The following is a 25304-nucleotide window of genomic DNA, read 5'->3' on the forward strand; positions in this document are numbered from 1 at the left end:
TTCATAGGGAAATAGGTTTTGATCCACACCCAAAATGAAGAGTAGGCTGATAAGATTGGGTGAACAATCAGACTCATAACCAAATGGATAGAAAACCATAATAAACAAGTGGATATAACCGTATAGAGAAGTTGAGACACCGATTGCGATCGCAGTTTCATCACACCTTATTTTTTTCCTAAACAAACAGTTGACTTTCATCTGTGTGCGTTATAAAATAATGATTGTCGACGCGACAAGATGACTTTCAACAACACCACAATCATTGAGCCGAAGTGGCGGAATTGGCAGACGCGCACGACTCAAAATCGTGTTCCTTCGGGAGTGTGGGTTCGAGTCCCACCTTCGGTACCAAAAGAGTTATTAGGATGGGGATTCAGACGCTATATATGCGCTGAGTCCCCGTCTTTTTTACGTTGAAAAATCGTGTGTGGGGATATTTATACGTATACGTACGATCCGCGCGAGACAGGAGGAGGGGATAAGGGAAGTGAGCAGAGTAATGGCTTCTTTCCATTGTAAAGTGTTTATGATATGGTTTGTTTAAAAAAAGAGAAAAGCAGGTGGGCCAACACCTACTTACTGTAATCTTGATTGTTGCTCCATTTCCACCAGTGTTATTTTAGATACATATTCTCCTTCCTTGGGGTTTGACCATATCATTAAGTTAAGAAATTGAATCACCCAAAAAAGAAGAATTGCACAAGATGCTCAATTTCTCGTTTTGGGGAAAGTTTATTTTTATTAGGTTTATGGATATGCGTTGAGACCCCTACGAGATTGTTTATGTTGATTTTCCGCGCCCACAGGGGTCTATACGAAAGGGTTTAAGAGGGAGCGTGCCCTAAGTTTTTTATTTTTGCTAACTTTAATTTTTAATAAATGGGGAGTGGAATATGGAAAATAACGTTTTTGAACAAATTGCAAAAAAATATGATACAGAAGAAAGAATTGAATTAGCAAAAGTTATAGTTAAGGAAGTAAGGCCAGAATTACGAAATAGTAAATCAAGATCATTAATAGACTATGGGAGTGGTACTGGTCTAATTGGTTTGGAATTATCGGATTTAGTAGATTCTATTTTGTTAGTAGATTCATCAAAACAAATGTTGGAGGTTGCGAAAGCTAAAATTTCGCACAAAGGAATTACCAACTCAAAAGTACTTTATTCAGATTTTACTCAAGAAACTCCTAAACGTAAGGCAGACATAGTTTTAATGTCACTAGTCCTTCTTCATATTCCGGATACTAAAAAAATTCTACAAGAATTGTTCAAAATCTTAAATGATGGTGGTAAGCTAATTATTATTGATTTTGACAAAAACGACAAAATAAATCATCCGAAAGTTCATAACGGTTTTTCGCATGAAGAACTGAAAAAAAGATTATCCGACGTTGGATTTAAATCAATTAAAATTAAGACATTTTATTTTGGTAATCGTATTTTTATGAATCAAGATGCCTCAATCTTTATATCCAGTAGTATAAAGTGATTTCTTCTTTTCTTGATACGTATGGAGCGCATAACCTTTTGGTCCCGATAGGGTATTGACCATTGTAAGTGACTCCTTCCGTATGGCTCTTTTGTCGCACAACTTCGGCTTAGAGTGCTAAAACCGGTTCACAAACCAACAAACCAGCGTAAGTCCCTTGGGACTTGCGTTTTTTCCTGTGCCCGGCATAGGCCACGTTCTCAAAGGCTTAACGTAGTATTATTTCTTGAAAAAAGTCCACTTTAAGATTAAGTCAAAAACAAAAATGCCATAGATGCGCTCAATTATTTATCGGTGGCGCTTTTGGATTCAAAAAAGATCAATTACCACACTAGGTTTTTTAGTAGAGATCCAGCTTCAGCAACACTGTATCGGTACACTTCTGTTAAATGGAGATTGTTTGATTTCGCATATCGATATACCATGTTTTCAAGTGTTTAGAGAGGAGGGAATGAAAATAAGCCAGACAGGACTGAAACTCGCCTATTTGTCAGCATTGTTGAATGCGGTCATCATCGGCTTTTCGTTTTTGTTTACCAAAATCGCGCTTGCGTATTCCTCCCCGATTGATACGCTGACCTATCGTTTTGCTGTTTCCTTTGCAGTGATGTCAATTCTGGTTGGGTTTAGTCGAATCAATCTGGATTACCGCGGTAAACCTTTTTATCTAGCGTTGCTGCTGGCAACGATGTACCCGCTTGGATTCTTTACGTTGCAAGCGTTTGGGTTAAAATACGCCACCTCTGCTGAGGGAGGTATTTTATACGCTTTCACACCAGTTCTGACGATGATACTCGCCGCTGTCTTTTTAAAAGAAGTGACAACCCGTCTACAAAAGCTGTCGATCTTTCTTTCGGTATTTGGAGTTGTGTTCATCTTTATCATGAAGGGAAGTAGTATCGATCTATCGAACGTGACGGGTATTTTTCTGTTGTTCTTCTCGTGCTTGGCTTTTGCCGGATACAGCGTTTTGGCCCGTTCGCTTTTGCGAGTTTACAGCCCAATGGAAATCACTTATTTAATGTTGGGGATCGGCTTTATCACTTTTTTTGCGATATCACTTACCGATCATGTAATCACTGGAACACTTGACACCTTCATCGCACCCCTTGCAAGTGGTAGTTTTATCGTGTCAATCCTCTACCTTGGAGTGATGTCCTCCCTTGTCACTGCTTTGACGGCAAATTATGCTTTATCAAAAATAGAAGCTTCAAAAATGAGTGTATTCACTAACCTTTCGACTGTCGTCTCCATTGCGGCGGGGGCGATGTTCCTTGGGGAAGAAGTTTCAATGTATCATATCATCGGTTCGGTACTGATTATAACGGGGGTTTGGGGGGCGAATCGCTTGGGGAAAGCCTGATAAGGTGAAGGCGAAAGGACTCGATTCGTGCCCGATGGGCGGATACGATGTCAATAAATTCGTTGAAGCGTTTAATGTTCCATCACAGTATATTCCGGTAGTGCTGATCGCCATTGCCAAAGCGGCTAAACCTGCTCGTCCGTCTGTTCGCTTCCCGGTTGAGCAAACGATCGTCTGGAATGGTTTCTGACGGTTAGGGAATGCTTGTCGCGAGATTACCGAAATTAGGGGGATTATCCATGAGCGAGCTAAATCTTTTATTTCGCAAACGAATCGGCTTTCCCGAAAAAGAACATCTTTCATTTGAAAACTTGGACAACGTTCTTGCGAAAACGGCCCAAAACATCCCTTTTGAGAATTTATGTATTATCGGAGAGAAAAGCAAGGATATCTCCAAGCAAAACTTAGTTGAAAAGATCCTGGTCAAAAAAGAAGGCGGTTTATGTTATGAACTAAATTCGATTTTCTATTTCTTCTTGATCGAAAACGGTTTTGACGCCGTCCTTGTGCGTGGGGTTGTATATAAAAATGAGTTACAAGAATATCTGACAATCGGAAGAACCCATGTTGCCATCCTCATTACGCATAAAGAGCAAAAGTATCTAATCGATACCGGTTTTGGAGGGAATCTGCCATTAAAGCCTGTTCCTTTAACCAGGGAGGTTGTAGCCTCTGATAATGGAGAATTTCGGGTCAAGAAAGAAAAAAGTGAACACGGGGACTACATTTTGGAGTTGAAATTGAAACATAAAGATACGGATTGGAAAATAGGATATGCTTTTGATTCCAAAAAGCCCATCTCAGATGTATCGGAGTTTAATGATATCCAACGAATCATCACTGAACACCCAGACTCTCCATTTAATAAAAGTCCTTTGATTACCAAACTGACCAACCGCGGAAATATAACATTGACAAACACTTCATTTACACAATGGGATAATGGACTCGTTACAAAAGAGAAAATCGAGAGCGAAAGATTTAATGAGCTGTTAAAACGATATTTTGAAATGTAGGGTTCACCATTGTTTGAACGGGGATTCATCGATCACCGATCACCGATCGATAAGTACCCGTCTTTTTTGTGCTTAAAAAGTGAGCGGAAAAAGGGAAGTCAATGCCAAAGTTTTATCTCAACTAATCCTTTTGGCGTATTTTCACAAAAAGGACAAAATGGGACATCAAAAAGAAATCCTACTTACGAATAATTGAATAGGGCATCAGAAGATGCCACATGAAAAGGGGGAAAACTGAATATGGCAACCTTGTTGAGAAGAGTGGCATTACTTGCAATCTTAGCGCTCTTTATGGCTCCATTGTCCGCGTATGCGACTGAAGGGGATTCCTATGCGCTGGATGTAACAACCGAGGTAGAAGGGAATAGTATTTCGGTTACAGCCACCATTGAAAATGCGGAAACAGCTACATCAGGGGAGTGGAAAATCGTCCCCTTTGGAAAAAACAATGCAGGTAAGCCGGCAACTCAACCACAATCTGAGGAATTAAGCTTCTCCGGTACCTGGAACGATCTTGCACCCGGGGAATACTGCTTTAAGGTGCACTATACCGGCAAGTTGGATGGTGCGACATCCAACACTGTCTTAAAAAAGGACAAAGTGTGTGCAACCGTAGAGGGTGTCGATGAACCGGGTGATGAAAACGGTAACGATGGAGAAGAACCATCGAATGAAGAACCGAAAGAAGAAGAGCCTGAGGAATCTCCTGTAACGGAATGCACTGATCTGGAAAACTTAGATCCGGAAGATTTCCATGAGATCACCATCGATCAAAAAGATGCCGGAGACTCCATCAAAGTTACTGCAACATTGCCGGGCAACAATGTAGACGGCGCATGGGAGTTCATGGCTGGTTTGTGGGATGCAGAAGAGCCGGATGTGGTGGAAACCAAAATTGCTACCGAAAAAACCGTAACCTTCTCCATTCCGAAGAGCAAGTTGGCCAAAGAAGGCGATTACCTCATCTTAGTTGTCTTCTCCGGCACCATTGACGGAAAGGAATGTCAGTGGGGTATTGGATTGGATGGCTTCTACCTGGAGGATGAGGAAGGGGCAATCGCTCCTCCGACAAAGGATGTGCCGAAACCAACCACTCCTGAAGGAAAAGAACGGGTCATTAAAAATGCAAAAGGTGGAAAAATGCCGAACACTGCAGCACCGATGGTTACCAACTTCGCCTTGGGCGCGTTAATGATGGTAGCAGGGGTAGGTCTGCTGGTATATCGCCGCTTTAGCTTCTAATTGGATACAAACTGAACCGACTTTGCTGCGGCAGAGTCGGTTTTTTTATCTATTCATGATATAATAAATTTCTACATTTTCCGATATTGGATAGCGATTGGATGGGTCTCAAATGTAATCTTCCACCTTTTACACTTCATAGAACCGATTTTTTTGCTAAAAGCGAAGTGCTGACGAAGGGGAACCCTCGAACGTAAACATCGTTGAAAAATCTTGAGAGGTGCAACAAATGGAACGAATATATAAATATCCACGTACACCCCATATCTCCGGTTCCGGATTGCAAGCGGGGGACGAGGATTTAAATACAGTCTCCTTTCATGAGTTGGCGGGAAAACGACTCGTGGTGGAGGAGAAGATGGACGGGGCCAACAGCGGGATTAGTTTTGATGAAAAAGGACAGCTCTATCTGCAAAGCAGAGGGCATTTTTTAATGGGTGGTGCGCGCGAAGCACAGTTTCATCTTTTGAAGAGTTGGGCCCATCGATATGCGGGGGAACTGTGGGCGTTGTTGGGAAAGCGCTATGTCATGTACGGTGAGTGGCTTTACGCCAAACATACCGTTTTTTATACGGATTTGCCCCATTACTTCCTGGAGTTTGATATCTATGACAAAGAACAGGATCAATTTTTGTCCACTGAGCGTCGACGGGATATGCTGACAGCAGCTCCTTTTATTGTGTCGGTTAAAGTGCTGATTGAAGGTAGCTTCCGATCTCTGCGTCAGTTGCAAGCCTGGATCGGTGATTCCCACTTTATTGCAGCAGATCATGTACAACAATTGCGTGCTGCGGCGGCTGCCCAAGGAATGGACCCAGAGCGAGTGGTGCGGGAGACGGATATGAGCAGAAAGATGGAAGGGCTGTATATCAAGTTGGAAGAGAATGGGGTGGTAAAAGGACGTTATAAGTATGTTCGTAACGGTTTTTTACAAACCATTCTCGACTCCAACAGCCATTGGATGGAGCGGCCGTTATTGCCCAATCGGCTGCAAAAGGGGGTGTCGTTATTTTGAATGAATGGACCTTTCCCCATTGCCCACAGCCACTGGCTTGGGAAATCGACTGGGAGCGGATTGTTGCGCGATATGAATGGGTACAGGCATTGGCGGGTGTGGCACAAGATCCGATTTATCATGCTGAGGGCGATGTTCTCATCCATACGGAAATGGTGGCAAAAGCGATGGTGGGTTTACAGGACTGGCGCGAGTTGACACCGACGGAACGGTCGATCCTGTTTGCCGCTGCCTTGCTGCATGATGTAGCCAAACCGATATGTACGCGCACAGAGGTAGACGGTTCCATCAGCTCCCGCGGTCATGCTCGTATCGGTGCGACCATGGCATATCTTCATCTTTGTGATGGGAAGGAAGCAAGTATCGTTGCGCCGACTTCCCTTCGTCGCCAAATTGCAGCATTGGTGCGTTACCATGGATTGCCGCTGTGGTTTTTGGAGCGACCGGAGCCGGAGCGGCTCCTTTATGCTGCCAGCCAAAGTGTACGCTTGGATTGGGTGGCGTTGTTGGCGGAGGCGGATGTACGAGGACGGACCTGTGATGATCAGGAGGAATTATTGCAGCGGGTTGATCTCTTCCGGGAGTTTTGTCAGGAGTTGGGCTGTTATACCAAACCGTATCCTTTTGGCAGTGATCACAGCCGTTTTCGCTATTTTCGCGGTCTGCAACGTGATCCCGCTTATACCGCTTACGATGAGTCCACTTTTGAAGTGGTGCTGATGATGGGACTGCCAGGGGCAGGCAAAGATACATGGATCCGTCGTCATTTGCCGACTTGGCCGGTTATTTCTTTGGATCAGATACGGAACGAGCGCAACATCAGTCCCAAAGGGCCACAAGGGGAGGTGGTGCATGCGGCTAAAGAAGAAGCGCGTGCACTTTTGCGGGAACAGCGCTCCTTCGTCTGGAATGCGACCAATATTACGCGGATGACACGGAATGGATTGATCGACCTTTTTGCCGCCTACAACGCCTGTATCCGCATCGTATTTGTGGATACACCCCTGCCTGTGATTTTAAAACAGAATCGCAAGAGAGAAGAATCGGTGCCGGAAGCCGTTATCCAGAGACTAAGAAATAAGCTGGAGCTTCCAGATCTCACAGAGGCGCATCGATTGGATTTTGTATAGCGGCAACGACGGGGCAAAGAGAAAATGTATTTCGCTCACGAGAAGGATTGCGCCAGGGGAGTGGAAGGATGGGGCATCGTGCCAATTTAATTATGATAAACGGGGACTCCTATGACTTACATTACGATCGTTGGTTGGGCAATGTGATTCCCGGTGTTTTCTTTTGGGGCCGGATAGAAAGACGAATGTTAGCAAGAGCGATTGCTGCAGTTAAAGTGGAGGTCCAACAGAAAAGAAATCCGGATGCACTTCAAAAGGGAGCCTGGTAGGAAGGCTCCCTTTTTCGAGATTTATTTTGTTAAGATGGTATGGGTGGTTTGTTCTACATCGTGATATTGATCCAGGAGCGATTGTAACTGGGCTTCGGCTTGATCCAGCTTTCCTTCCAAGTAGAAGGATTCCGCCTTTAACGTTGTTTGTGTAATGGAAGCCAGCTGGTGATGCATCTTCTGATGTAGTCCTTGATATTCAGCGGGTACATTGAGGGTGTATAGATCCAGGTGTTTTTGGGTAAGGTAGGAGGCGAGTTGGGCCGTTTGATGCCATTGCTCTTTTCCGGGAGTAGTATGCTCAATCTGATCAATCTGGGATTGGATCTCTTTTTCCATGGGACTTGTAATCGTCATTCTAATCCCGTCGGCAATTTTTATGAATTTCTGTGGTAAATCAGATTTCCTTTATTTTTTTCTTGCAAAGTAGTGGAGATATCAAGTATAATTATCGTTGCGGTGTTTGATTCAGCTGAAGTGCTTGAAAGAAGTTCAGTATTTTGGTTCGCAGGATTCACCGCACCAATAACCGGGACGTGGCTCAGCTTGGTAGAGCACCTGCTTTGGGAGCAGGGGGTCGCAGGTTCAAATCCTGTCGTCCCGACCATGATAAAAAACGGACCTTGCGGGGTCCGTTTTTCTGTTGGGGATTTTAGGTTTGTCAACAGAGATGATAAGTGTCATTTGTATCTGCTGACCCCTGTGAATATGCGTTCCCCCGTTTCCACGATACAATCTGTCTAGAAAATGATATTGAGAAATGGGGAGAATCGATGACGCATTCAAACAAACGGATCCAGCTACTCGATATGTGGCGCGGATTTGCAATTTTAGGTACACTGGGGACGAATATATGGCTGTTTGCTAATCTGGGAGACTTATCGTACACTTTTGGCTTTGATCGTGCGCCGTGGTGGACTTCCTTTGATGAGTTTGTACGGGTGTTTACCCTGTTCTTGGTCAATGGTAAATTCCTTGGGATGTTGACGATTCTCTTCGGTGTTGGGCTGGAATTAAAGTATCGGCAAGCGTTGCGCAAAGGAAATGCCTGGCCCGGCATCTACCTCTGGATTTCCTTGATTTTATTGGCGGAAGGTCTGATCCATTTTACGCTGGTGATGGAATACGATATTTTGATGAGTTATGCGGTGACAGCCATGATCGTCTCCCTAATCGTCAAATTTGGCGACCGGGCGATCAAATCGGCGATGTGGGTTTTTGGCGGGTTTCATCTTTTAGGCATATTATTGCTTCTCGGCGTTATCTTGTATTCCAATCTTGTCGGTGGACAGGTGTCTATGGGCGATATGACGCAGGTGGTTACCCTTTATCAAAACGGGACTTGGCTGGAGCAACTGCAATATCGCCTGACTGATTTTTGGGTACTTCGCCTTGAAGTGATCTTTGTGATTCCGATGAATATATTTTTGTTTCTTTTAGGTGTTCGACTGATGCGGTCCGGTGCCTTTTCTTCCGATGATCACGGCAAACACATGCGCCGCAAAATGCTGCGAATTGGTCTTTTTATCGGGATTCCGCTAAACTTGCTCCTGTTTGTACCAGGAGGCGCGTTTGATTTGCTGGTTCGTTATTTATTTTCACCGTTTTTAGCTGTCGGATATATGGGCTTGATTGCGATGTTGGTTGAAAAAACCCCTCGTTTTTGGCTGTGGTCTTCGGTTGAGAAAGTCGGAAAAATGGCCCTCAGTTGCTATGTGTTGCAAAATGTGGTTTCTTCGATTCTCTTTTACGGATGGGGTTTGGGATTAGGCGGACAGGTGGATGCGGTGACAACGGTGGCGATATGGTTTGGCATCAGCTTGTTTCAACTTGGTTTCGCCTGGCTTTGGTTGCAACTGTTTCGCTCGGGGCCGATGGAAACCTTTCGTCGATATCTTGCTGCATGGCCGACTGGAGGCAGGATGAATGCTGCAAAAACTGTATCCTCGAGATCAAATCGATAAATATTTGTTCGTTGATGTGATTGCGTTTGTTTCATTGGCTTATCAAGTGTTTCTCGTGTACCATTCCTTTGGGTTCATCGGAAGTTTCCTCTTATATGGTATCTATTTCGGGGCATATTATGTAGGCTTGTGGTATCAGGATTGGCGAATTGTAATCTCTATCTATACAGGTTGTGGGGTGCTGGCGGTTTTAGGGCTTTTCTATCATCCCTTTCTCACTTTTTATGCTTTTATACAAGCAGCTCAACTGGGATTAGTCCGTTCCAAGCGTTTAATCGGAGTTAGCATGCTGGCCATTTTGGTCATGCATGCAACAGTGTATTACGGACGAGAAGGGGAATGGACAGGGTTTGGGGAGTCTTATTACCTGTTACTGCTTATTTTGCAACTGCTTACCCCCATGATTCTTTATATCATTCAACGATCGCGTTCATTGGGTGATGCGTTGGATGAAGCCAACAAAAAAATTGAACGCTATGCCCAAGAAGAGGAACGGAATCGCATTGCACGCGATTTGCACGATACACTGGGACAAACCTTGACGATGATCAAAATGAAAAGCGAGCTGGCGATGCGGTTGATGGATAAAGAATCGAAGCAGGCAAAACAGGAAATGAAAGAAGTGATGGAAACATCTCGCTTTGCGTTAAAGCAAGTACGGGAAGTGGTTACATCGATGAAGCATGTGTCGGTGGCGGAGGAGATTAAACAGGGGCAAATCCTTTTCCAAACAGCTAAAGTAGATGTAATTATAAAAGAATCAGGCCCGCAACCGAATTTATCCCAGGTGAAGGAAACGATGTTGGCGCTTTCGATGCGGGAAGCGTTCACCAATGTAATGAAGCACAGTCAAGCACAGACCTGTACCGTTCAGCTGGGCTGGAAGAGTGACGGTCAGTATGTAGTTAAAGTGGTGGATGACGGTGTTGGGTTAACGAATAAAGAAAAACTGGGACATGGAATCGAATCGATGCGAGAGCGGATGCATTTAGTTGGTGGATCTGCTGTGGTGGGAGCGTCTGTCGATGGCGGCTTTGTCGTCACTTTAAGTATTCCGGCCAATCACGGGAAGGATGAGAAGGGGCCATGATCCGCATTGTAATCGCCGAAGATCAGCAGATGCTGCGGGGTGCGCTGACGTCGTTGCTGCAACTGGAAGAGGATATTGAGGTAGTGGCGCAAGTGGCCAATGGCAAAGATGCTCTTGATATGATTGAACACCATCAACCGGATATATGCCTCTTAGATATTGAGATTCCCATGATGACCGGCCTGCAGGTAGCCGCACAGATCCGACACCGCCAATGGCCATGTAAGATCATGATTGTAACCACCTTTGCCCGACCGGGCTACTTGCAAAAAGCAACTGAGATGCAAGTGGACGGCTATTTGTTGAAGGATGAACCGATTGACACCTTGGTAGATGCGATTCGCAAAGTGATGAAGGGGGAGAAAGTGATCAGCCCTGAGTTGGCTGTTGCTCTGTTCCAGCACGAGGAAAACCCCCTGACTGAGCGGGAGCGGGAAGTGCTCCGTTTGGTCAAGCAAGGAAAGAGTACAAGGCAAATCGCTCAAGTTCTCTTTTTGACCACTGGCACCATTCGCAATTATCTTTCTGCCGCTATACAAAAAATGGAGGCCAACTCAAGGCAGCAAGCGATCATAAAAGCGGAAGAGAAAGGCTGGATATAAGATAGGGAAGCCCCGGCCAAACGTGGGCTTCTTCTTGTTGTTCTATCAAGGGCGGTAGTCGTTATTATAAAATGGATATGGATCAATCAAAAACCATCATCCCAAGGGAAAGGAGTAAAGTCATGCACTCTAAGCGGCAATCGGCCGGTGATGTAGCCTATCACGCCATAAAACGGAAGATTATCGAATGGGATTATCAACCGAATCAACCCCTCAATGAAGAGATGTTGACCTCTGATTTAGCTATCAGTCGAACACCGTTGCGCCAAGCGCTACACCGGCTGGAACTGGAGGGGCTCATTTTTCGGCATAGCAACGGCAGAATCACCGTCGCCGCTATTACCGTGGATGAGGCGGAGGAAGTGTTTAAAGTGCGGGAAGTGTTGGAAGGATTGGTGGCGAAAGAGGCGGCTCAACACATAACGGCGGAACAAATCGAGGAATTGGAAGAGAAATTGTCGCTGATGGAAAGAGCGGCACAAAAAGGGCACAGCCAGAAGCTGATCCAATCTGGAAGTGAATTTCATCAACTTTTGTATACGGTGGCCCAAAATCAAACCGCAATCCGTTTTTTGGAACAATTAAACAGCCGGATTGAGCGCTACCGTCGCTTGGGCGGCTATTTAAATCCCGATTATCCGCATCAGCTACCGGTTCAAGAACATCGAGCCATTTTTGATGCCGTGCAAAAGCGTGACGCTCAGGCGGCGGAGATGGCGATGCGTGCTCATATCCGCCGTAGTTTGGAATCAGTGGAGGAGACATTGCGGGGTTATCTTCAGCCAAGGTGAAAGGGAGTGATTCCTTCAAAGGTGGCTTTGCCACTGAACAATTTCCCATTTATAGGAGCACAATAGTCAGGCGATATTTTCTTTTATATTGACGAAAATTGTATACAATTATACAATTTGAGTAATCGATTGGATGTAATCCGTTGATTGGGGGGTGGGTGAGCAAGCCAAAGCTCTATTGCTACCCCCAGTAGGGCAATGTTCCGTGTACAGGGTTCGGTTGAATCAGCGGGTGAAAGAACCTATTCTTTTTGTTTAAACATGGCGCGCTGTCGCACTTTTGCATGTAGGTTTGGTGAATAACCGACAGGAGGTTGGGGAAATGGCGGGTTCGGTCGTATCGATGAGTCAGACACAAGCTAAGGAATTTGATCCGATTCTTGTAGCGATTGCAGACTATGTGGTGGCGGGGGAGATCGATAGCCCGGAAGCGTATGAGACGGCATATCATGTTTTGTTGGATTCAATCGGCTGCGGGGTGTTGGCCCTGCGCTATCCGGAATGCGTCAAGCATCTGGGTCCGATTGTTCCAGGCGCAGTGGTTCCCAACGGCGTGCGGGTCCCGGGAACACCATTTGAGCTGGATCCGGTCCAAGGGGCGTTTAATATCGGCTGTATCATCCGTTGGCTCGATTACAACGATACTTGGCTGGCACAAGAGTGGGGACATCCCTCGGACAATCTGGGGGGCATTTTGGCTGTGGCGGATTATGTGAGCCGCAGAAATGTGGCGGAAGGAAAAAAGCCGTTAACGATCCGAGATGTGTTAACGGCGATGATCAAAGCGCATGAGATCCAGGGGATATTGGCGTTGGAAAACAGTTTGAACCGGGTTGGGCTGGATCATGTTTTGTTTGTTAAGGTGGCGTCGACAGCGGTTGTGACAGCGATGTTGGGAGGCGATCGTCAACAGGTGCTCAACGCTTTGTCCCAAGCATGGATCGACAGTGTCAGTTTGCGTACTTATCGTCACGCTCCCAATACAGGATCGCGCAAATCCTGGGCGGCGGGGGATGCCACCAGCCGGGCGGTGCGGTTGGCTTTGATGGCGATTAAGGGAGAGATGGGGTATCCCACAGCCCTTTCGGCGAAAACCTGGGGTTTTCACGATGTCCTGTTACAAGGGCAGCCGGTGCGATTGGCTCAACCTCTCGGCTCGTATGTAATGGAAAACGTATTGTTAAAAGTGGCATATCCGGCGGAGTTTCACGCACAGACAGCGGCGGAATGTGCGATGCAATTACATCCGACGGTAAAGGAGCGACTGGATGCGATTGAGCGGGTGGAGATTACCACCCATGAAGCGGCGATCCGTATTATCGACAAAAAAGGGCCTTTGACTAATCCGGCGGACCGCGATCATTGTTTGCAGTATATTGTGGCGATCAGTCTATTGTTTGGTGAATTGACCGCGGAACATTATGAAGACGATGTTGCTAGCGATCCCCGTATCGATGCCTTGCGCCAAAAAATGGTGGTAAAAGAAAATTCACAGTATAGCAAGAATTATCTCGATCCCGACAAACGGGCCATCCCCAATGCGATCCAGGTGGTCTTTAAAGACGGCAGCGCAACGGAGCAAAAAGAATGCTTTTATCCGATCGGCCATCGCCGCCGACGTGCAGAAGCGATCCCTCGTCTGCTTGAAAAATATCGGCACAACCTGGCGACCCATTTTCCACAGCATCAACTGCAGCAGATTATGGATCAATCGTTCGCGCAAAAACAGTTGGAGAAGACGGCTGTTCACGACTTTATGAAAATGTTTGTACTTTAAATGGACGGATCACCTGTTACCAGTTCTAGTTCCCTTTCGCTCCCTCTTATGGTTTTCCTAAGGGGAGAGATTGTTCGCCGCTGGCACTCCATCGCATAACGTTTTCAAGGATTAACCTACTACCAACGGGATGAAGACCGCTCGTGCGTTCGATTATGCTGTAAATGGGTTGCTCAAGCCTGACCTAAGCAACCAGGGTTAATATTTATCAAATATGCTCTAATCGTAGGGGGGAGACCCGATGTCATGGTTGGTGGAAGAAGAACGGGATCAAGCGGTGTTGGCGGAACAGTTTCGCCGGCATATTCAATCCGATTCCATTTTAAAAATTCCGGGCGCTCATGACGGCATGGCGGCGCTAATCGCGAAACAGGTCGGGTTTGAAGCCCTCTACCTATCCGGAGGAGCGTATAGCGCCAGTCGCGGTTTGCCTGATCTGGGCGTTATCTACTCCGAAGAGATGGCGGCCCGGGCCCGGGATCTGGTGCGGGCAACAGGGTTGCCGGTATTGGTCGATATCGATACCGGCTTTGGCGGGGTATTAAACGTTGCCCGGACCGCACGGGAGATGGTGGAGGCCAAAGTGGCCGCAGTTCAGATCGAAGATCAGCAACTGCCGAAAAAATGTGGCCACCTAAACGGAAAGCAGTTGATTCCGGTGGAAGAGATGGTACAAAAAATCAAGGCGATCAAAGAGGTTGCCCCCTCCTTGGTGGTGGTTGCGCGAACGGATGCCAAAGGGGTAGAAGGGCTGGATGCGGCGATTAAACGCTGCCAACAATATCGGGCGGCAGGTGCTGACGCCATTTTCCCGGAAGCGTTGCAGGATGAGGAGGAATTTCGACGGGTAGGTACAGCGGTAGAGGCTCCGCTCTTGGCTAATATGACCGAGTTTGGACGAACGCCCTATTATACGGCGGAACAGTTTGCAGCTTGGGGCTTTCGCATGGTGATTTACCCGGTTACTTCCCTGCGGGTGGCCGCTAAAGCTTATGAGCGGGTATTTACCGCGATTATGGAAAAAGGGACGCAAAAGGATGCGCTGTCTGATATGCAGACGCGAAAAGCGTTATATGAGACCATCCGTTACTATGATTACGAAGAATTGGATGGGAAAATCGCCAAAACCGTATTGCCGGAGATGGAGTAATCATCCGTGGTAGCCGTTGTCCGTAAACTGGACAACGGCTTGATGGTTTAGAACGGAGAGAACAACAAGTTCCAATAAGCCAAATAAGGAATGAAGCTGATGCCGCATAATGAAACGACTCCGTATCCCCATTGTTGCTTGGCTGAGAGTAAGGTGCGGAAGCGAATGGTCTACAGTAAGAACGACAGACAGGCGATCCATTTCATTCCCAATGCTATACATGGCGATCCCCCCTTGGCATTCTACCTCAGTATAAAATCTCACCCTAGGGGAGATTCAAGGAAAAAGCTCCCCCGTACAGAAGGGATTTTTTTGTGTCAATCCCAATCATGTTCTTCTCGTTTTTGTTTCTTTAAAAATTTAGGACCGTTTGCAGCTCTTTTGTTGGTATAATCAAATTATGCTGACAAGGAGGTAGCAGGATGGATCCAAACAAAGGGATTGAAGTGGAAATCGAAGATGGAAAATTGGAAATTGAAATTGGCGGTTTTGAGATCGAGATTGGCGAAGATGGAATTGAAATTGAGATCGATGATGACTGATCGTATTGATTCAACTATAAACCGAAAAAGGTTCCTCCCACTGTGGAAGGAACCTTTTTGCTATCGATCATGAGAGAGTATTTTGTAGTTGCGATTATCCCCGGTGTTGCTTCATTATCGCTCTTGTGCTGCTTTTTCCGGTTGCATCACATAATGATCGAGGAAAAAGGAGACGCCAGCTTCTTCGTTGCTGGGAACGACATGGTGGGCGGCTTGGATCAATTGGGGGTGGGCGTTGGCGACGGCAGCGGAAATACCGGCCTTACGCACCATGGAAAGATCGTTCATATGATCACCGATCGCCGCACATTGGTCGACGGATAAACCGTAACGTTGGGCGACGATTTCCATCGCATTCCCTTTGGTGATCCCTTGGGGCAGGATTTCGAAAAATTGATCCGAGGACTGAAAATATTCCAGTGGATAGATAAGGCTGTCGGCCCAGGTGTGAAGCTTGGGCATGGTAGTGGGAGGTGCTACCGCCACTACTTTTGTGATGGGGGTATCGGGAAGATCATCATAGGTAGGGATCAATTGCAAGGGAAACTCATCATCGTATTTATCCAGCTCGGCTTTTAAGGATGGGGTGACACTAGTGGCGTAAACACGGGTCAGGGAGTAGAGAAAGATATCCACTTCATGTTCAAAGGTGGTCAGCTGATCCAACAGATAGGTCAACAATTCACGATTCATGGAAGCGACAGGTGTCAACTCCTCAGTAGCCGGATCATAGATGACCCCACCGTTGCACAAAATAACAGGTAGATTTACTTTTAACTCCTCGATAAAACGTTTGGCTTCCCGGAAGCTGCGACCGGTTGCCAGTGTAAAATAACCGCCTTGTTGGCGAAAGGCGGAGATGCTCTCTTGGTTGGCGCGGGGAATCTCTTTGGTTTTGGTAACCAACGTTCCGTCAATATCGGAAACGAACATGGTGTAGTTTAACGACAAATGGATTCACTCCTTTGTCAAGATAACCCCACTTAATATAACAAAGGGGTGTTAATCGCTGTTTAAGGAGCCATTAACTTTTGTGAACGGCAAAAGGAAGATCCAAAAACAAGCGATATCCTCATATTATACTACGTATCGAGACAAAAGAGAAGCGGTATGGGAAGCGCGAAACCCGATAAAAGAGCATTTCGATCAGAGGTCTCAACGGTGACGCTGCTTTCACGTTTGGAGTGATGAACGATGAGTCGCTTTCACCGTCTGTGGTGTGTAAATCTACTAACCCTTTTCACTAAATCCTCCTTTGGGAAAGAGCGGTTGAGGTGTGAACTTGCTCGATTCCAACTGAACATGCTTCCCCCCTGCAAGGGTATCCTTTGATATGCGATAATAGGGTTGGCGATCCATCGGGATCGGATTGGATGAAAAGGGAGAGGGAACCGATGGACCTGCAATCCATATACCATCGTTATGCCGATTGTACCCGTTGTCCCCTCTATAAGGGGCGAAACCGGATTGTGTTTGGGGAAGGAAATCCCCACTCCCCCCTCCTATTTGTAGGGGAAGGACCGGGAGCGGATGAGGATCGACAGGGGCGTCCTTTTGTGGGAAAGGCGGGTCAATTGTTAAACAAGATGTTAGCGGCGGCGGAAATTTCGCGGGAAGATATTTTTATCACCAATATTGTGAAATGCCGCCCACCCGGGAATCGCACACCGACGGAAGAGGAGATGGATACCTGTATCGCCCTATTGCGGGAGCAGTACAAGGTGATTCGCCCCCGTCTGATAGTGACGTTGGGATCAGCGCCGACTCGTGCCCTGATCGATCCGGAAGCGCGGATTACTCGTGTGCGAGGGCAATGGATCGAGCGTAAGGGAGTACGGATGATGCCCACCTTCCATCCGGCCTATCTGTTGCGCAATCCTAGCGGCAAACGGGATGCCTGGGCCGATTTTCAAGCGATTCGGGACGCCTATCGGGAAGTATTGGCGGAAAGCAGTGGATAAAGGATGATTTGTACATATGTGATTGAACCGATTTTAAATCAGGTACGTTTCTCCTACGTTTAGGGATGCGCCCAACGGAAATGTTCCTATCCCCATGGTGGGGTGCGAACGAAATTTGCTTGAATAGGTATTGCATACCATAACGGATTGACTGTCAACCGAAAGGAGGAGGAGTGTTGCAGCGTTTGCAGCAAATCTTGTCACGAATCGACGGCAAAGGTTATAAAGCGTACAAGGATATTCAGGGTGAATACACCTTCCCCGATTATCGATTAATGATCGATTATGTTCAGGGAGATCCCTTTGCAGCTCCCTCTCGGCTGCGGGTACGGATGGCGATGAAGGATGCCGGTTATCCGGAGGAGTGGTATCGACAAAAACATCGTCGCATCGCCCTGGAGGATTGGATCGCGCGCCGGTGGGCAACTGAGACGCAGCGCTATTCCTTTGAAGTGAAGGGGACGGGAAAAAGCGGACTCATCAGTGTGGATCGTCCGGGACAGGAGATTTTGGAGCGGACGGCAGTCGTGGTGAATGAACGGTTTGTAGAGGTGCGCATCACTTTGGGGCTTCCGGCCCAGGGGCGGCGTGTCTTGGGCCGAAAGGCGGAGGAGATGTTGTGTCGACAGCTGCCCCGCCTGGCGCGTGCGGCATTACCCCGGGAAGCGCTTCAGCCGAATGCGGTGGAGGAGCGGATGAAGCTGGTGGATAACCAGCAGGCGATTCGACGTTGTTTGCAGGACAAGGGGTGGATCGCTTTTGTCGCCAACGGTGCCGTGTTGCCGCGGGAGAGCGGAATCAGTGACAAGCCCTTGACCAAAGGGAATGTGATCCGATTTGAGTCACCGGCCTCGATGGAAGTGGCGGTGGAGGTTCCTCATGGGGAGCCGATCCGTGGGATGGTGATCCGCGATGGCATCACGTTGATCGTCGGCGGCGGCTATCACGGAAAGAGTACCTTGCTGACGGCGTTGGAACGGGGCGTTTACGATCATGTGGCCGGTGACGGTCGTGAGTATGTGATTACTGACCCCAGCGCCATCAAAGTACGATCAGAAGACGGACGCCGGGTGGAAAAGGTGAATATCTCCCCTTTTATCAACAATTTACCTTTTGGTCGGGATACGGAGCGCTTTTCCACGGAGGATGCCAGCGGCAGCACTTCACAAGCGGCCAATATTATGGAGGCTTTGGAGATGGAGAGCTCCTGTCTCCTGATCGATGAAGATACCAGTGCTACCAACTTTATGATTCGGGACGGCCGAATGCAAAAATTGGTGGCAAAAGGAAAAGAGCCGATCACCCCCTTTATCGATAAGGTGTGTCAGCTCTATGCGGAAAACCATACCTCCAGTGTGCTTGTTCTGGGCGGGTCAGGCGATTATTTTGATGTCGCCGATACCGTCATGATGATGGATGAATATCGGCCGGTGGATGTGACTGCTGCGGCGAAAGAAATCGCCCGTTCCCAGGTGCAAAGCCGCACCCGTGAGGGCGGTAGCCAATTTGGAAAAGCCACTCCGAGACGGTTGTCCAGACAAGGCTTTGATCCGCAAAAAGGGCGCAAGGAAAAGGTGGACGCCAAAGGGTTGCATACCATTTTGTTCGGCACCACTTCCGTTGAGCTGGTGGGATTGGAGCAATTGGTGGACACCAGTCAAACCCGTGCTGTCGCGGAGATGATGCGTCTGATCGGCAAACGGGCCAATGGTGAAAAGGAACTAAAAGCCCTGATTGACGAACTGTATCGCGAAATCGAGGAAACAGGTTTGGATGTCATCTCCCCCTTCCATGGCCAACATCCTGGTGACCTCGCCTTGCCGCGCAAGCTGGAGTTGGCTGGGGCGATTAACCGATTGCGCACTTTAAGTGTGCGTTAGGGAGGAAACGCGATGAAAGAAGTGATCATCTATACCGACGGTGCTTGTTCCGGCAACCCGGGGCCTGGAGGCTGGGGTGCGGTCCTCCTGTATGGCGAACATCGCAAAGAGCTGACCGGTAGTGAGCGGCAAACCACCAATAACCGGATGGAGTTGACCGCTGCCATCGAGTCGATGCGCCGCCTGAAGCAGTCTTGTCGGGTAAAGTTGCATACAGACAGCGCCTATATGGTGAATTGCTTTAAACAGCGCTGGTATGTCAACTGGGAGAAAAACGGATGGAAAAACAGCCGTAAAGAGCCGGTGGAAAACCAGGATCTCTGGAAACAATTATTGGAACAGGTACGCCGCCATGAAGTGGAGTTTATTAAGGTAAAAGGGCACAGCGATGTCGAACTGAACAATCGTTGCGATGAATTGGCCCGCGGCGCCATTCCTAAAAATTGATTTCCAAAAAGAAGAAAAGATCATCATGCAAATGCTACTCATTCGATACAATAGTGATAGCCTTTGCTTTCTTGAAGCTGCTAAACCGTTGTATAAATCCGGTTGCTTGAGTGAGACTGCCCCATTCGTGGTATAATCGGAACAAGAACACGAACGGGGGTGATGATGGTGACACCGGAACAGATCAAGCAATCTTTGATACAAGAAACGGAACGGCTAGGGATCGACAAGATCGGTTTTGCTTCCGCCGATCCCTTTCTCGAGTTAAAAGAGCGACTGATTCAGCATCGGAAGAGCGGCTTTGAATCGGGCTTTGAAGAGCCGGACCTGGATAAACGAACCGATCCGCGGCTTAGCCTGCCGAATGCTCGCACCATCATCGCCATCGCCCTCGCTTACCCCACACGAATGGATGACCCGCCGGCCAATCGACCTGGGGCGTACCGGGGATTCTTTTGCCGGGCGTCCTGGGGAGAGGATTATCATCATGTGCTTCGGCGTAAACTGGAAGGGCTGGAACGCCATTTGCGGGAGTTGGTTCCTGATGTAACCACCGAGATCATGGTGGACACCGGAGCCTTATCGGACCGGGCCGTTGCCGAACGGGCAGGGATCGGTTTTATCGGAAAAAACACATCGCTCATCACCACTCAATTTGGTTCGTGGGTTTATCTGGGAGAGATGTTGGTGGATATCGCCCTTCCTCCGGATCAGCCGGTGACGGAGGGGTGCGGTGATTGTACCGTCTGTATTGATGCTTGTCCCACCGGTGCCTTGGTAGGGCCGGGACAGCTCAACTCCCAAGCGTGCTTGGCTTACCAGACACAGACCAAAGGCTTTTTAGCCGACGAGTATCGCGATTTATTGGGTGGGTATCTTTACGGTTATGAAACTTGCCAGGCGGTATGTCCGTTCAACAGAGGAAAGAACTTTACGCACCAGGAAGCGTTTCGCCCTGATCCGGAAAAGGTGAAGCCGTTGTTGAAACCGCTGCTCACCATCAGCAATCGTCAGTTTCAGCAACGCTTTGGAACCATGGCCGGTTCATGGCGCGGCAAAAAGCCGATTCAGCGTAATGCGATCATCGCTTTGGGGAGGTTTCGGGACAAGAGCGCAGTGCCGGATCTCATCAAGCTGTTGCAGGATGATCCACGGCCGGTGATCCGAGGAACGGCGGCGTGGGCCCTGGGGCGCATCGGAGGGTCAGAAGCGGAGAAGGCGCTCATGGAAGCAGAGCAAAGGGAGCAAGATTCAGAGGTTCAAAAGGAAATCAAGCGCGCTCTAAAAAACCGAATCACCCATGAGAAGCAAGAGAACGAGCAGGGATAGGGAGGCTCTAGGCTGATGGTTCCAGAATCGCGCACAATCGTATGGACGGAAATGGATAGCCCAGTGGGTGGAATCCGAATCGCTGCCACCAAAAACGGCGTGTGTAGGCTGGATTTTGCCAAGGGAGATGAACGTTGGCTGCATCTGGAACGTTGGTCCAAGGAATGGCTGGGAAACGTGCATTTGGAAAGAAACGATGAGGCGTTAACAGCGGTGACACAGCAGTTGCGAGAGTATTTTGTGGGACGGCGGCGCTCCTTTGATGTGGAACTAGACTTGTATGGCACTTCCTTTCAAAAGCTGGTATGGGCACAGCTGTGGACGATTCCCTATGGAGAACTTCGCTCCTACAAAGAAGTAGCTCAAGGAATGGGAGCGGCCAAAGCCGTTCGCGCTGTCGGAGGCGCCAACAATAAGAATCCGGTTCCGATTATCGTGCCGTGTCATCGGGTTGTGGGATCCAATGGTTCGTTGGTCGGCTATGGCGCCGGTCTCGATATCAAGGAAACCCTGTTGACATTGGAAGGCTCCCTTCCATCCCAAGCCCGTGCATAAGCACTTTTTCTTTTTTATTAAGGAAGCGGACAGCGAATAGCTGTTCGTTTTTTGTGTGGGAATATGCCATTTTTCTCGGTAACGGTGATATAATCAAAAAGAATGCTTTCGAGGGGGCGATTCCGTTTTCGGTTGTCAGTCTTGCGCAATTCGATTGGTTGGAGTGGTGAAAACCGATGAGTATTTTTCGTGATTTATGGTGGTTTTTTAAACAAGAGAAACGAAGTTACGCATGGGGTGTCCTCATCTTGCTGGTGGTGGCGTTCCTCGAAATTTTTCCGCCATATGTGGTACGGGTGGTGGTGGATGGACTGGAGGCGGGAACGCTGACCGGCTCTGAGCTGGGGATGTGGCTGGGGCTGATCGCCTTGGCGGGAGTGGCGATGTATGTCTTGCGCTATGTGTGGCGCATTTTGCTGTTTGGTGCCGCTTTTCGTCTGGGGCAACTATTGCGCCGTCGCCTCTTTTCCCATTTTAGCAAGATGTCGCCCTCTTTTTTTCAGCGGCGTCGCACAGGGGATTTAATGGCCCATGCAACCAATGATATCCAGGCGGTCCAGGTGACAGCGGGAGAAGGGGTACTCACTTTGGTGGACTCCCTTGTATTAGGGGGTTTGGTAGTGGCTACCATGGCTCTGTTTATCAGTTGGGAGCTGACCCTAATCGCATTGATCCCCATGCCCTTGATCGCCTTGGCGGTAAGCAAATTTGGAACAATGCTGCACCAACGCTTTCACCGGGCACAAGCAGCGTTTTCCGATATGAACGATAAAGTTCAGGAAAATATCTCCGGGATGCGGGTAGTCAAAGCATTTGGACAAGAAGAAAACGAAAAGCGTTCCTTTCAAAAACTGTCGCGGCACGTCGTAGAGAAAAATATCGCCGTGGCGCGGGTAGATGCTTTGTTCGATCCGACCATCTCCCTGGTAATCGGTCTCTCCTTCTTTTTGGCCGTCGCTTTTGGTGGCTGGTTTGTAATGGAAGGGACGATGACGATTGGACAGTTGACCCAGTTTACCATCTATTTGGGTCAGCTGATCTGGCCGATGTTGGCTTTTGGCTTTTTGTTCAACATTATGCAGCGGGGCCGTGCATCCTATGATCGCATTCATTCGCTGTTACAAGTGGAGTCGGAAATCCAAGATCGTCCTGCGGCCCTAACCGCCCGCGCTTCCGGTGAAGTCGCCTTTGCGGTGGATCATTTCGGCTATGACGGGGCGAAGGAGCCTGCGTTACGGGATATCCGCATCTCGGTCCAACCAGGGGAAACACTAGGGATCGTCGGGAAGACGGGAAGCGGAAAAACTACTTTGTTTAAGCTACTGCTGCGGGAATTTGACTGCACGGCGGGGGAGATCTGTATCGGGGGCGTACCGGTGCGGGAAATGACATTGGATGCTTTGCGTTCCGCCATCGGTTATGTTCCACAGGATCATTTTCTTTTTTCCGCCACCATCCGCGAAAATATCGCCTTTGGCCAAGCGGATGCCAGTGACGAGGAAATTGAGGAGGCTGCTCGCTTAGCCGGAATTCATGAGGATATTCTTCAGTTTGAACACGGCTATGATACCGTTGTCGGCGAACGGGGAGTAACTCTTTCAGGGGGGCAGAAGCAACGGATTTCGATTGCACGGGCACTGTTGCTCACTCCCGAAATCCTGATCCTGGACGATTCACTGTCGGCGGTGGATGCCAAGACGGAGGAAGCGATTTTGGCGGCATTGCGCCAAACCCGACAGGAGAAGACGACGTTAATTGCCGCTCACCGTCTGAGTGCAATTGAACACGCAGATCAGATTGTGGTGCTGGAAGAGGGATGGATCGCGGAACGGGGAACCCATCAGGAGCTGCTGCTGCAAGACGGCTGGTATGCATGGACATACCGCCAACAGCAGTTGGAGTCCATGATTCAAAAGGGAGGAGGTGCGGTTGATGGTGATACGCCGGTTACTCCAGTATCTCAACCCACATCGTAAAGCGCTGGCGGTGGCAATGACGCTGCTCCTGGCCGCTACCGCGGCTGAGGTAGCCGGTCCCTTGCTAATTAAGGTGTTTATCGATGATTATTTGACACCAGGCATTTTTGACCAGCAAGCGCTCTTTACCTTAGGGGTTACCTATCTGCTATTACACGTTGCCTCTGCAATATTGATGTACTTTCAGCTGTTTTCCTTTCAGCGCATCGCCCATTGGGTGATACAGGAACTGCGCATGGATGTATTTGGCAAGGTGCAGCACCTGGGATTGTCGTTTTTTGATAAGCGGCCCGGCGGTGCCTTGATTTCCCGGATTACCAACGATACGGAAGCAATCAAGGATCTGTTTGTCAGTGTCTTATCCACCTTTGTGCAAAATACGGTCATGATCACCGGTATCTTTGTCGTCCTGTTTATCTTGGATGCGCGCTTAGCTTTCTTTTGCCTGTTTTTATTGCCGTTTGTGGTGGGTTTGATGGTGTTGTATCAAAAGCTTAGCTATCCCGTTTTTCGCACGGTCCGGCAAAAGCTGAGCGATCTCAATGCCAAGTTAAGCGAATCGATCCAAGGGATGAACGTGATCCAGGCTTTTCGCCAGCAGGCGCGGTTGCTGCGGCAATTTGAACAAACGAACCATGAGCATTATCAAGCCAATATGAAAAGCACCAAATTAAACGGTTTGCTGCTGCGGCCGGCGGTGGATCTTTTGTATCTGTTGGCGCTTATGATCGTGCTCAGTTTCTTTGGTTTTAACCTGGGGGAGAGCGCCATGCAGATCGGGGTGTTATACGCCTTTATCAATCTGTTGGCGCGTATGTTTGAACCCGTCAACCAGATGATGCAGCAACTCACTTTTTTGCAGCAGGCGGTTGTATCCGCAGGCAGGGTGTTTGAACTGCTGGATGAACAGGAGCTGGCTCCGACGAAGAAAGGAGACGGAGAATCAAATCCCTCGATTACAGAGGGGCGGATTGTGTTTGACCAGGTGACGTTCTCCTATGATGGACACACCGATGTGCTTAAAAACATCTCCTTTGCCGCAGAGCCGGGTCAAACCGTCGCCTTGGTGGGACATACCGGCAGCGGCAAAACGTCGATCACCAATCTGTTGATGCGCTTTTATGAAGCGCAACAGGGGGCAATCACCATCGACGGCTATCCGCTGTCCGCCTTTAGCGAGGGCGAGCTACGTTCCAAGCTAGGATTGGTGTTGCAGGATCCCTTTTTGTTTGTTGGGGATGTGAAAGAAAATATCCGGCTGCATAACCCGGCTGTCTCGGATGAAGATGTGAAGGAAGCGGCTCGTTTTGTCCAGGCGGACTCCTTTATCGAAAAGCTACCTCATGGTTATGATGAACTGATCGGCGAGCGGGGGGCCACTTTCTCCAGCGGGCAACGTCAGTTGCTTTCCTTCGCCCGTACGATGGCCCAGCGACCCAAAGTGTTGATCCTGGACGAAGCGACTGCCAGCGTCGATACGGAAACAGAGGAGAAAATTCAGGAAGCGCTGCAACGGATGCGCCATGGCCGCACCACCATTGCCATCGCTCACCGCCTTTCCACTATTCAAGATGCGGATCTCATCCTTGTGCTCCATCGCGGTGAAATCGTAGAAAGGGGTACCCATCAAGAATTGTTGGCGCTAAATGGGTTGTATCATAAGATGTATCTACTGCAACAGGGAGTAAAAGAGACTACCGGCTGAGTGGGTA

24 protein-coding genes and 2 tRNA genes are annotated in these 25304 nt (G+C 48.4%); 23 read left to right on the forward strand and 3 right to left on the reverse strand.

The genetic code is table 11. From position 1 onward, the window contains the following. Positions 1–269: 269 nt before the first annotated feature. The 9 genes from C8J48_RS02440 to C8J48_RS02480 all read left to right on the forward strand — a co-directional run bounded on the left by C8J48_RS02440 (position 270) and on the right by C8J48_RS02480 (position 7528). Positions 270–354 (forward strand) — tRNA-Leu (locus C8J48_RS02440). A 542-nt stretch (positions 355–896) separates the two neighbouring features. Next, positions 897–1493 (forward strand): class I SAM-dependent DNA methyltransferase, encoded by a 597-nt coding sequence (locus C8J48_RS02445; protein WP_107724787.1) that lies wholly within the window; start codon positions 897–899, stop codon positions 1491–1493. A gap of 451 nt (positions 1494–1944) precedes the next feature. Next, entirely contained in the window at positions 1945–2856 is a 912-nt protein-coding gene (locus C8J48_RS02450) for a DMT family transporter (RefSeq protein WP_107724788.1), read from the forward strand. A gap of 4 nt (positions 2857–2860) precedes the next feature. Continuing rightward, the gene (locus C8J48_RS02455) at positions 2861–3046 is read left to right on the forward strand and encodes a nitroreductase family protein (protein ID WP_245891047.1); all 186 of its coding nucleotides are present in this window, start codon (positions 2861–2863) and stop codon (positions 3044–3046) included. Between the two features lie 49 nt (positions 3047–3095). Then, positions 3096–3872, forward strand: coding sequence for an arylamine N-acetyltransferase family protein (locus tag C8J48_RS02460; RefSeq protein ID WP_107724789.1), 777 nt, complete (start codon positions 3096–3098; stop codon positions 3870–3872). Between the two features lie 240 nt (positions 3873–4112). Next, complete coding sequence (locus C8J48_RS02465) at positions 4113–5114, forward strand: hypothetical protein (protein WP_107724790.1); 1002 nt, start codon at positions 4113–4115, stop codon at positions 5112–5114. Positions 5115–5343: 229 nt separating this feature from the next. Next, a complete protein-coding gene (locus tag C8J48_RS02470) occupies positions 5344–6129 on the forward strand; it encodes an RNA ligase family protein (protein WP_107724791.1) in 786 nt (261 codons plus the stop codon). After that, positions 6126–7259, forward strand: a complete 1134-nt coding sequence (locus tag C8J48_RS02475) for an AAA family ATPase (protein WP_211316580.1) — start codon at positions 6126–6128, stop codon at positions 7257–7259. The genes C8J48_RS02470 and C8J48_RS02475 overlap by 4 nt, the downstream gene beginning before the upstream one ends. A gap of 68 nt (positions 7260–7327) precedes the next feature. Continuing rightward, a complete protein-coding gene (locus C8J48_RS02480; RefSeq protein ID WP_107724792.1) occupies positions 7328–7528 on the forward strand; it encodes a hypothetical protein in 201 nt (66 codons plus the stop codon). A gap of 21 nt (positions 7529–7549) precedes the next feature. Here C8J48_RS02480 and C8J48_RS02485 read toward each other — a convergent pair whose 3' ends face one another. After that, on the reverse strand, positions 7550–7885 hold the full coding sequence (locus C8J48_RS02485; RefSeq protein WP_107724793.1) for a hypothetical protein: 336 nt from the start codon (positions 7883–7885) through the stop codon (positions 7550–7552). 173 nt (positions 7886–8058) lie between these two features. On the opposite strand from C8J48_RS02485, the gene C8J48_RS02490 reads away from it, so the two are divergent. The 7 genes from C8J48_RS02490 to prpB all read left to right on the forward strand — a co-directional run bounded on the left by C8J48_RS02490 (position 8059) and on the right by prpB (position 14902). Continuing rightward, positions 8059–8135: transfer RNA gene (locus C8J48_RS02490), tRNA-Pro, on the forward strand. Positions 8136–8301: 166 nt separating this feature from the next. After that, a complete protein-coding gene (locus C8J48_RS02495) occupies positions 8302–9492 on the forward strand; it encodes a DUF418 domain-containing protein (protein WP_107724794.1) in 1191 nt (396 codons plus the stop codon). Beyond that, entirely contained in the window at positions 9455–10582 is a 1128-nt protein-coding gene (locus C8J48_RS02500) for a sensor histidine kinase (RefSeq protein WP_107724795.1), read from the forward strand. The genes C8J48_RS02495 and C8J48_RS02500 overlap by 38 nt, the downstream gene beginning before the upstream one ends. Beyond that, positions 10579–11184, forward strand: coding sequence for a response regulator transcription factor (locus C8J48_RS02505; RefSeq protein ID WP_107724796.1), 606 nt, complete (start codon positions 10579–10581; stop codon positions 11182–11184). Before C8J48_RS02500 ends, C8J48_RS02505 begins: the two co-directional genes overlap by 4 nt. A gap of 122 nt (positions 11185–11306) precedes the next feature. Next, positions 11307–11975, forward strand: a complete 669-nt coding sequence (locus tag C8J48_RS02510; protein ID WP_107724797.1) for a GntR family transcriptional regulator — start codon at positions 11307–11309, stop codon at positions 11973–11975. A 322-nt stretch (positions 11976–12297) separates the two neighbouring features. Then, complete coding sequence (locus tag C8J48_RS02515) at positions 12298–13752, forward strand: bifunctional 2-methylcitrate dehydratase/aconitate hydratase (protein WP_281261181.1); 1455 nt, start codon at positions 12298–12300, stop codon at positions 13750–13752. 241 nt (positions 13753–13993) lie between these two features. Next, positions 13994–14902, forward strand: a complete 909-nt coding sequence (gene prpB, locus C8J48_RS02520) for a methylisocitrate lyase (RefSeq protein ID WP_107724798.1) — start codon at positions 13994–13996, stop codon at positions 14900–14902. Here the strand turns inward: prpB and C8J48_RS02525 are convergent, their stop codons facing one another. Further along, positions 14903–15124 carry a hypothetical protein gene (locus C8J48_RS02525; protein ID WP_107724799.1) on the reverse strand — a complete coding sequence of 74 codons (222 nt, stop codon included), beginning with the start codon at positions 15122–15124 and terminating at the stop codon, positions 14903–14905. Between the two features lie 434 nt (positions 15125–15558). Continuing rightward, positions 15559–16395 carry an HAD family hydrolase gene (locus C8J48_RS02530; protein WP_107724800.1) on the reverse strand — a complete coding sequence of 279 codons (837 nt, stop codon included), beginning with the start codon at positions 16393–16395 and terminating at the stop codon, positions 15559–15561. 443 nt (positions 16396–16838) lie between these two features. On the opposite strand from C8J48_RS02530, the gene C8J48_RS02535 reads away from it, so the two are divergent. The 7 genes from C8J48_RS02535 (at position 16839) to C8J48_RS02565 (ending at position 25297) form a co-directional block, all read left to right on the forward strand. After that, positions 16839–17405: a uracil-DNA glycosylase gene (locus C8J48_RS02535; protein WP_107724801.1), complete on the forward strand. Its 567-nt coding sequence runs from the start codon at positions 16839–16841 to the stop codon at positions 17403–17405. Positions 17406–17578: 173 nt separating this feature from the next. After that, on the forward strand, positions 17579–19285 hold the full coding sequence (locus C8J48_RS02540) for an ABC-ATPase domain-containing protein (RefSeq protein WP_342748208.1): 1707 nt from the start codon (positions 17579–17581) through the stop codon (positions 19283–19285). 12 nt (positions 19286–19297) lie between these two features. After that, entirely contained in the window at positions 19298–19732 is a 435-nt protein-coding gene (gene rnhA / locus C8J48_RS02545; RefSeq protein ID WP_107724803.1) for a ribonuclease HI, read from the forward strand. Positions 19733–19900: 168 nt separating this feature from the next. After that, positions 19901–21061 (forward strand): tRNA epoxyqueuosine(34) reductase QueG, encoded by a 1161-nt coding sequence (gene queG, locus C8J48_RS02550; protein ID WP_425430439.1) that lies wholly within the window; start codon positions 19901–19903, stop codon positions 21059–21061. Positions 21062–21076: 15 nt separating this feature from the next. Next, positions 21077–21616 (forward strand): methylated-DNA--[protein]-cysteine S-methyltransferase, encoded by a 540-nt coding sequence (locus C8J48_RS02555; protein ID WP_107724805.1) that lies wholly within the window; start codon positions 21077–21079, stop codon positions 21614–21616. 176 nt (positions 21617–21792) lie between these two features. Further along, positions 21793–23592, forward strand: coding sequence for an ABC transporter transmembrane domain-containing protein (locus tag C8J48_RS02560; RefSeq protein ID WP_107724806.1), 1800 nt, complete (start codon positions 21793–21795; stop codon positions 23590–23592). Continuing rightward, the gene (locus C8J48_RS02565) at positions 23549–25297 is read left to right on the forward strand and encodes an ABC transporter ATP-binding protein (RefSeq protein WP_107724807.1); all 1749 of its coding nucleotides are present in this window, start codon (positions 23549–23551) and stop codon (positions 25295–25297) included. The genes C8J48_RS02560 and C8J48_RS02565 overlap by 44 nt, the downstream gene beginning before the upstream one ends. Positions 25298–25304: the final 7 nt, after the last annotated feature.

Source organism: Desmospora activa DSM 45169 (assembly GCF_003046315.1).
GTDB lineage: Bacteria > Bacillota > Bacilli > Thermoactinomycetales > DSM-45169 > Desmospora > Desmospora activa.

Bases quoted from the DNA above. Each gene is read 5' to 3' on its own strand.
- rnhA (WP_107724803.1), top strand. From the start codon at position 19,298: ATGAAAGAAGTGATCATCTATACCGACGGTGCTTGTTCCGGCAACCCG.
- C8J48_RS02495 (WP_107724794.1), top strand. From the start codon at position 8,302: ATGACGCATTCAAACAAACGGATCCAGCTACTCGATATGTGGCGCGGA.
- C8J48_RS02500 (WP_107724795.1), top strand. From the start codon at position 9,455: ATGCTGCAAAAACTGTATCCTCGAGATCAAATCGATAAATATTTGTTC.
- C8J48_RS02470 (WP_107724791.1), top strand. From the start codon at position 5,344: ATGGAACGAATATATAAATATCCACGTACACCCCATATCTCCGGTTCC.
- C8J48_RS02450 (WP_107724788.1), top strand. From the start codon at position 1,945: ATGAAAATAAGCCAGACAGGACTGAAACTCGCCTATTTGTCAGCATTG.
- C8J48_RS02460 (WP_107724789.1), top strand. From the start codon at position 3,096: ATGAGCGAGCTAAATCTTTTATTTCGCAAACGAATCGGCTTTCCCGAA.
- C8J48_RS02515 (WP_281261181.1), top strand. From the start codon at position 12,298: ATGGCGGGTTCGGTCGTATCGATGAGTCAGACACAAGCTAAGGAATTT.
- C8J48_RS02560 (WP_107724806.1), top strand. From the start codon at position 21,793: ATGAGTATTTTTCGTGATTTATGGTGGTTTTTTAAACAAGAGAAACGA.
- C8J48_RS02555 (WP_107724805.1), top strand. From the start codon at position 21,077: ATGGTTCCAGAATCGCGCACAATCGTATGGACGGAAATGGATAGCCCA.
- C8J48_RS02480 (WP_107724792.1), top strand. From the start codon at position 7,328: ATGGGGCATCGTGCCAATTTAATTATGATAAACGGGGACTCCTATGAC.
- prpB (WP_107724798.1), top strand. From the start codon at position 13,994: ATGTCATGGTTGGTGGAAGAAGAACGGGATCAAGCGGTGTTGGCGGAA.
- C8J48_RS02535 (WP_107724801.1), top strand. From the start codon at position 16,839: ATGGACCTGCAATCCATATACCATCGTTATGCCGATTGTACCCGTTGT.
- C8J48_RS02510 (WP_107724797.1), top strand. From the start codon at position 11,307: ATGCACTCTAAGCGGCAATCGGCCGGTGATGTAGCCTATCACGCCATA.
- C8J48_RS02505 (WP_107724796.1), top strand. From the start codon at position 10,579: ATGATCCGCATTGTAATCGCCGAAGATCAGCAGATGCTGCGGGGTGCG.
- C8J48_RS02465 (WP_107724790.1), top strand. From the start codon at position 4,113: ATGGCAACCTTGTTGAGAAGAGTGGCATTACTTGCAATCTTAGCGCTC.
- C8J48_RS02485 (WP_107724793.1), bottom strand. From the start codon at position 7,885: ATGACGATTACAAGTCCCATGGAAAAAGAGATCCAATCCCAGATTGAT.
- C8J48_RS02445 (WP_107724787.1), top strand. From the start codon at position 897: ATGGAAAATAACGTTTTTGAACAAATTGCAAAAAAATATGATACAGAA.
- C8J48_RS02565 (WP_107724807.1), top strand. From the start codon at position 23,549: ATGGTGATACGCCGGTTACTCCAGTATCTCAACCCACATCGTAAAGCG.
- C8J48_RS02525 (WP_107724799.1), bottom strand. From the start codon at position 15,124: ATGTATAGCATTGGGAATGAAATGGATCGCCTGTCTGTCGTTCTTACT.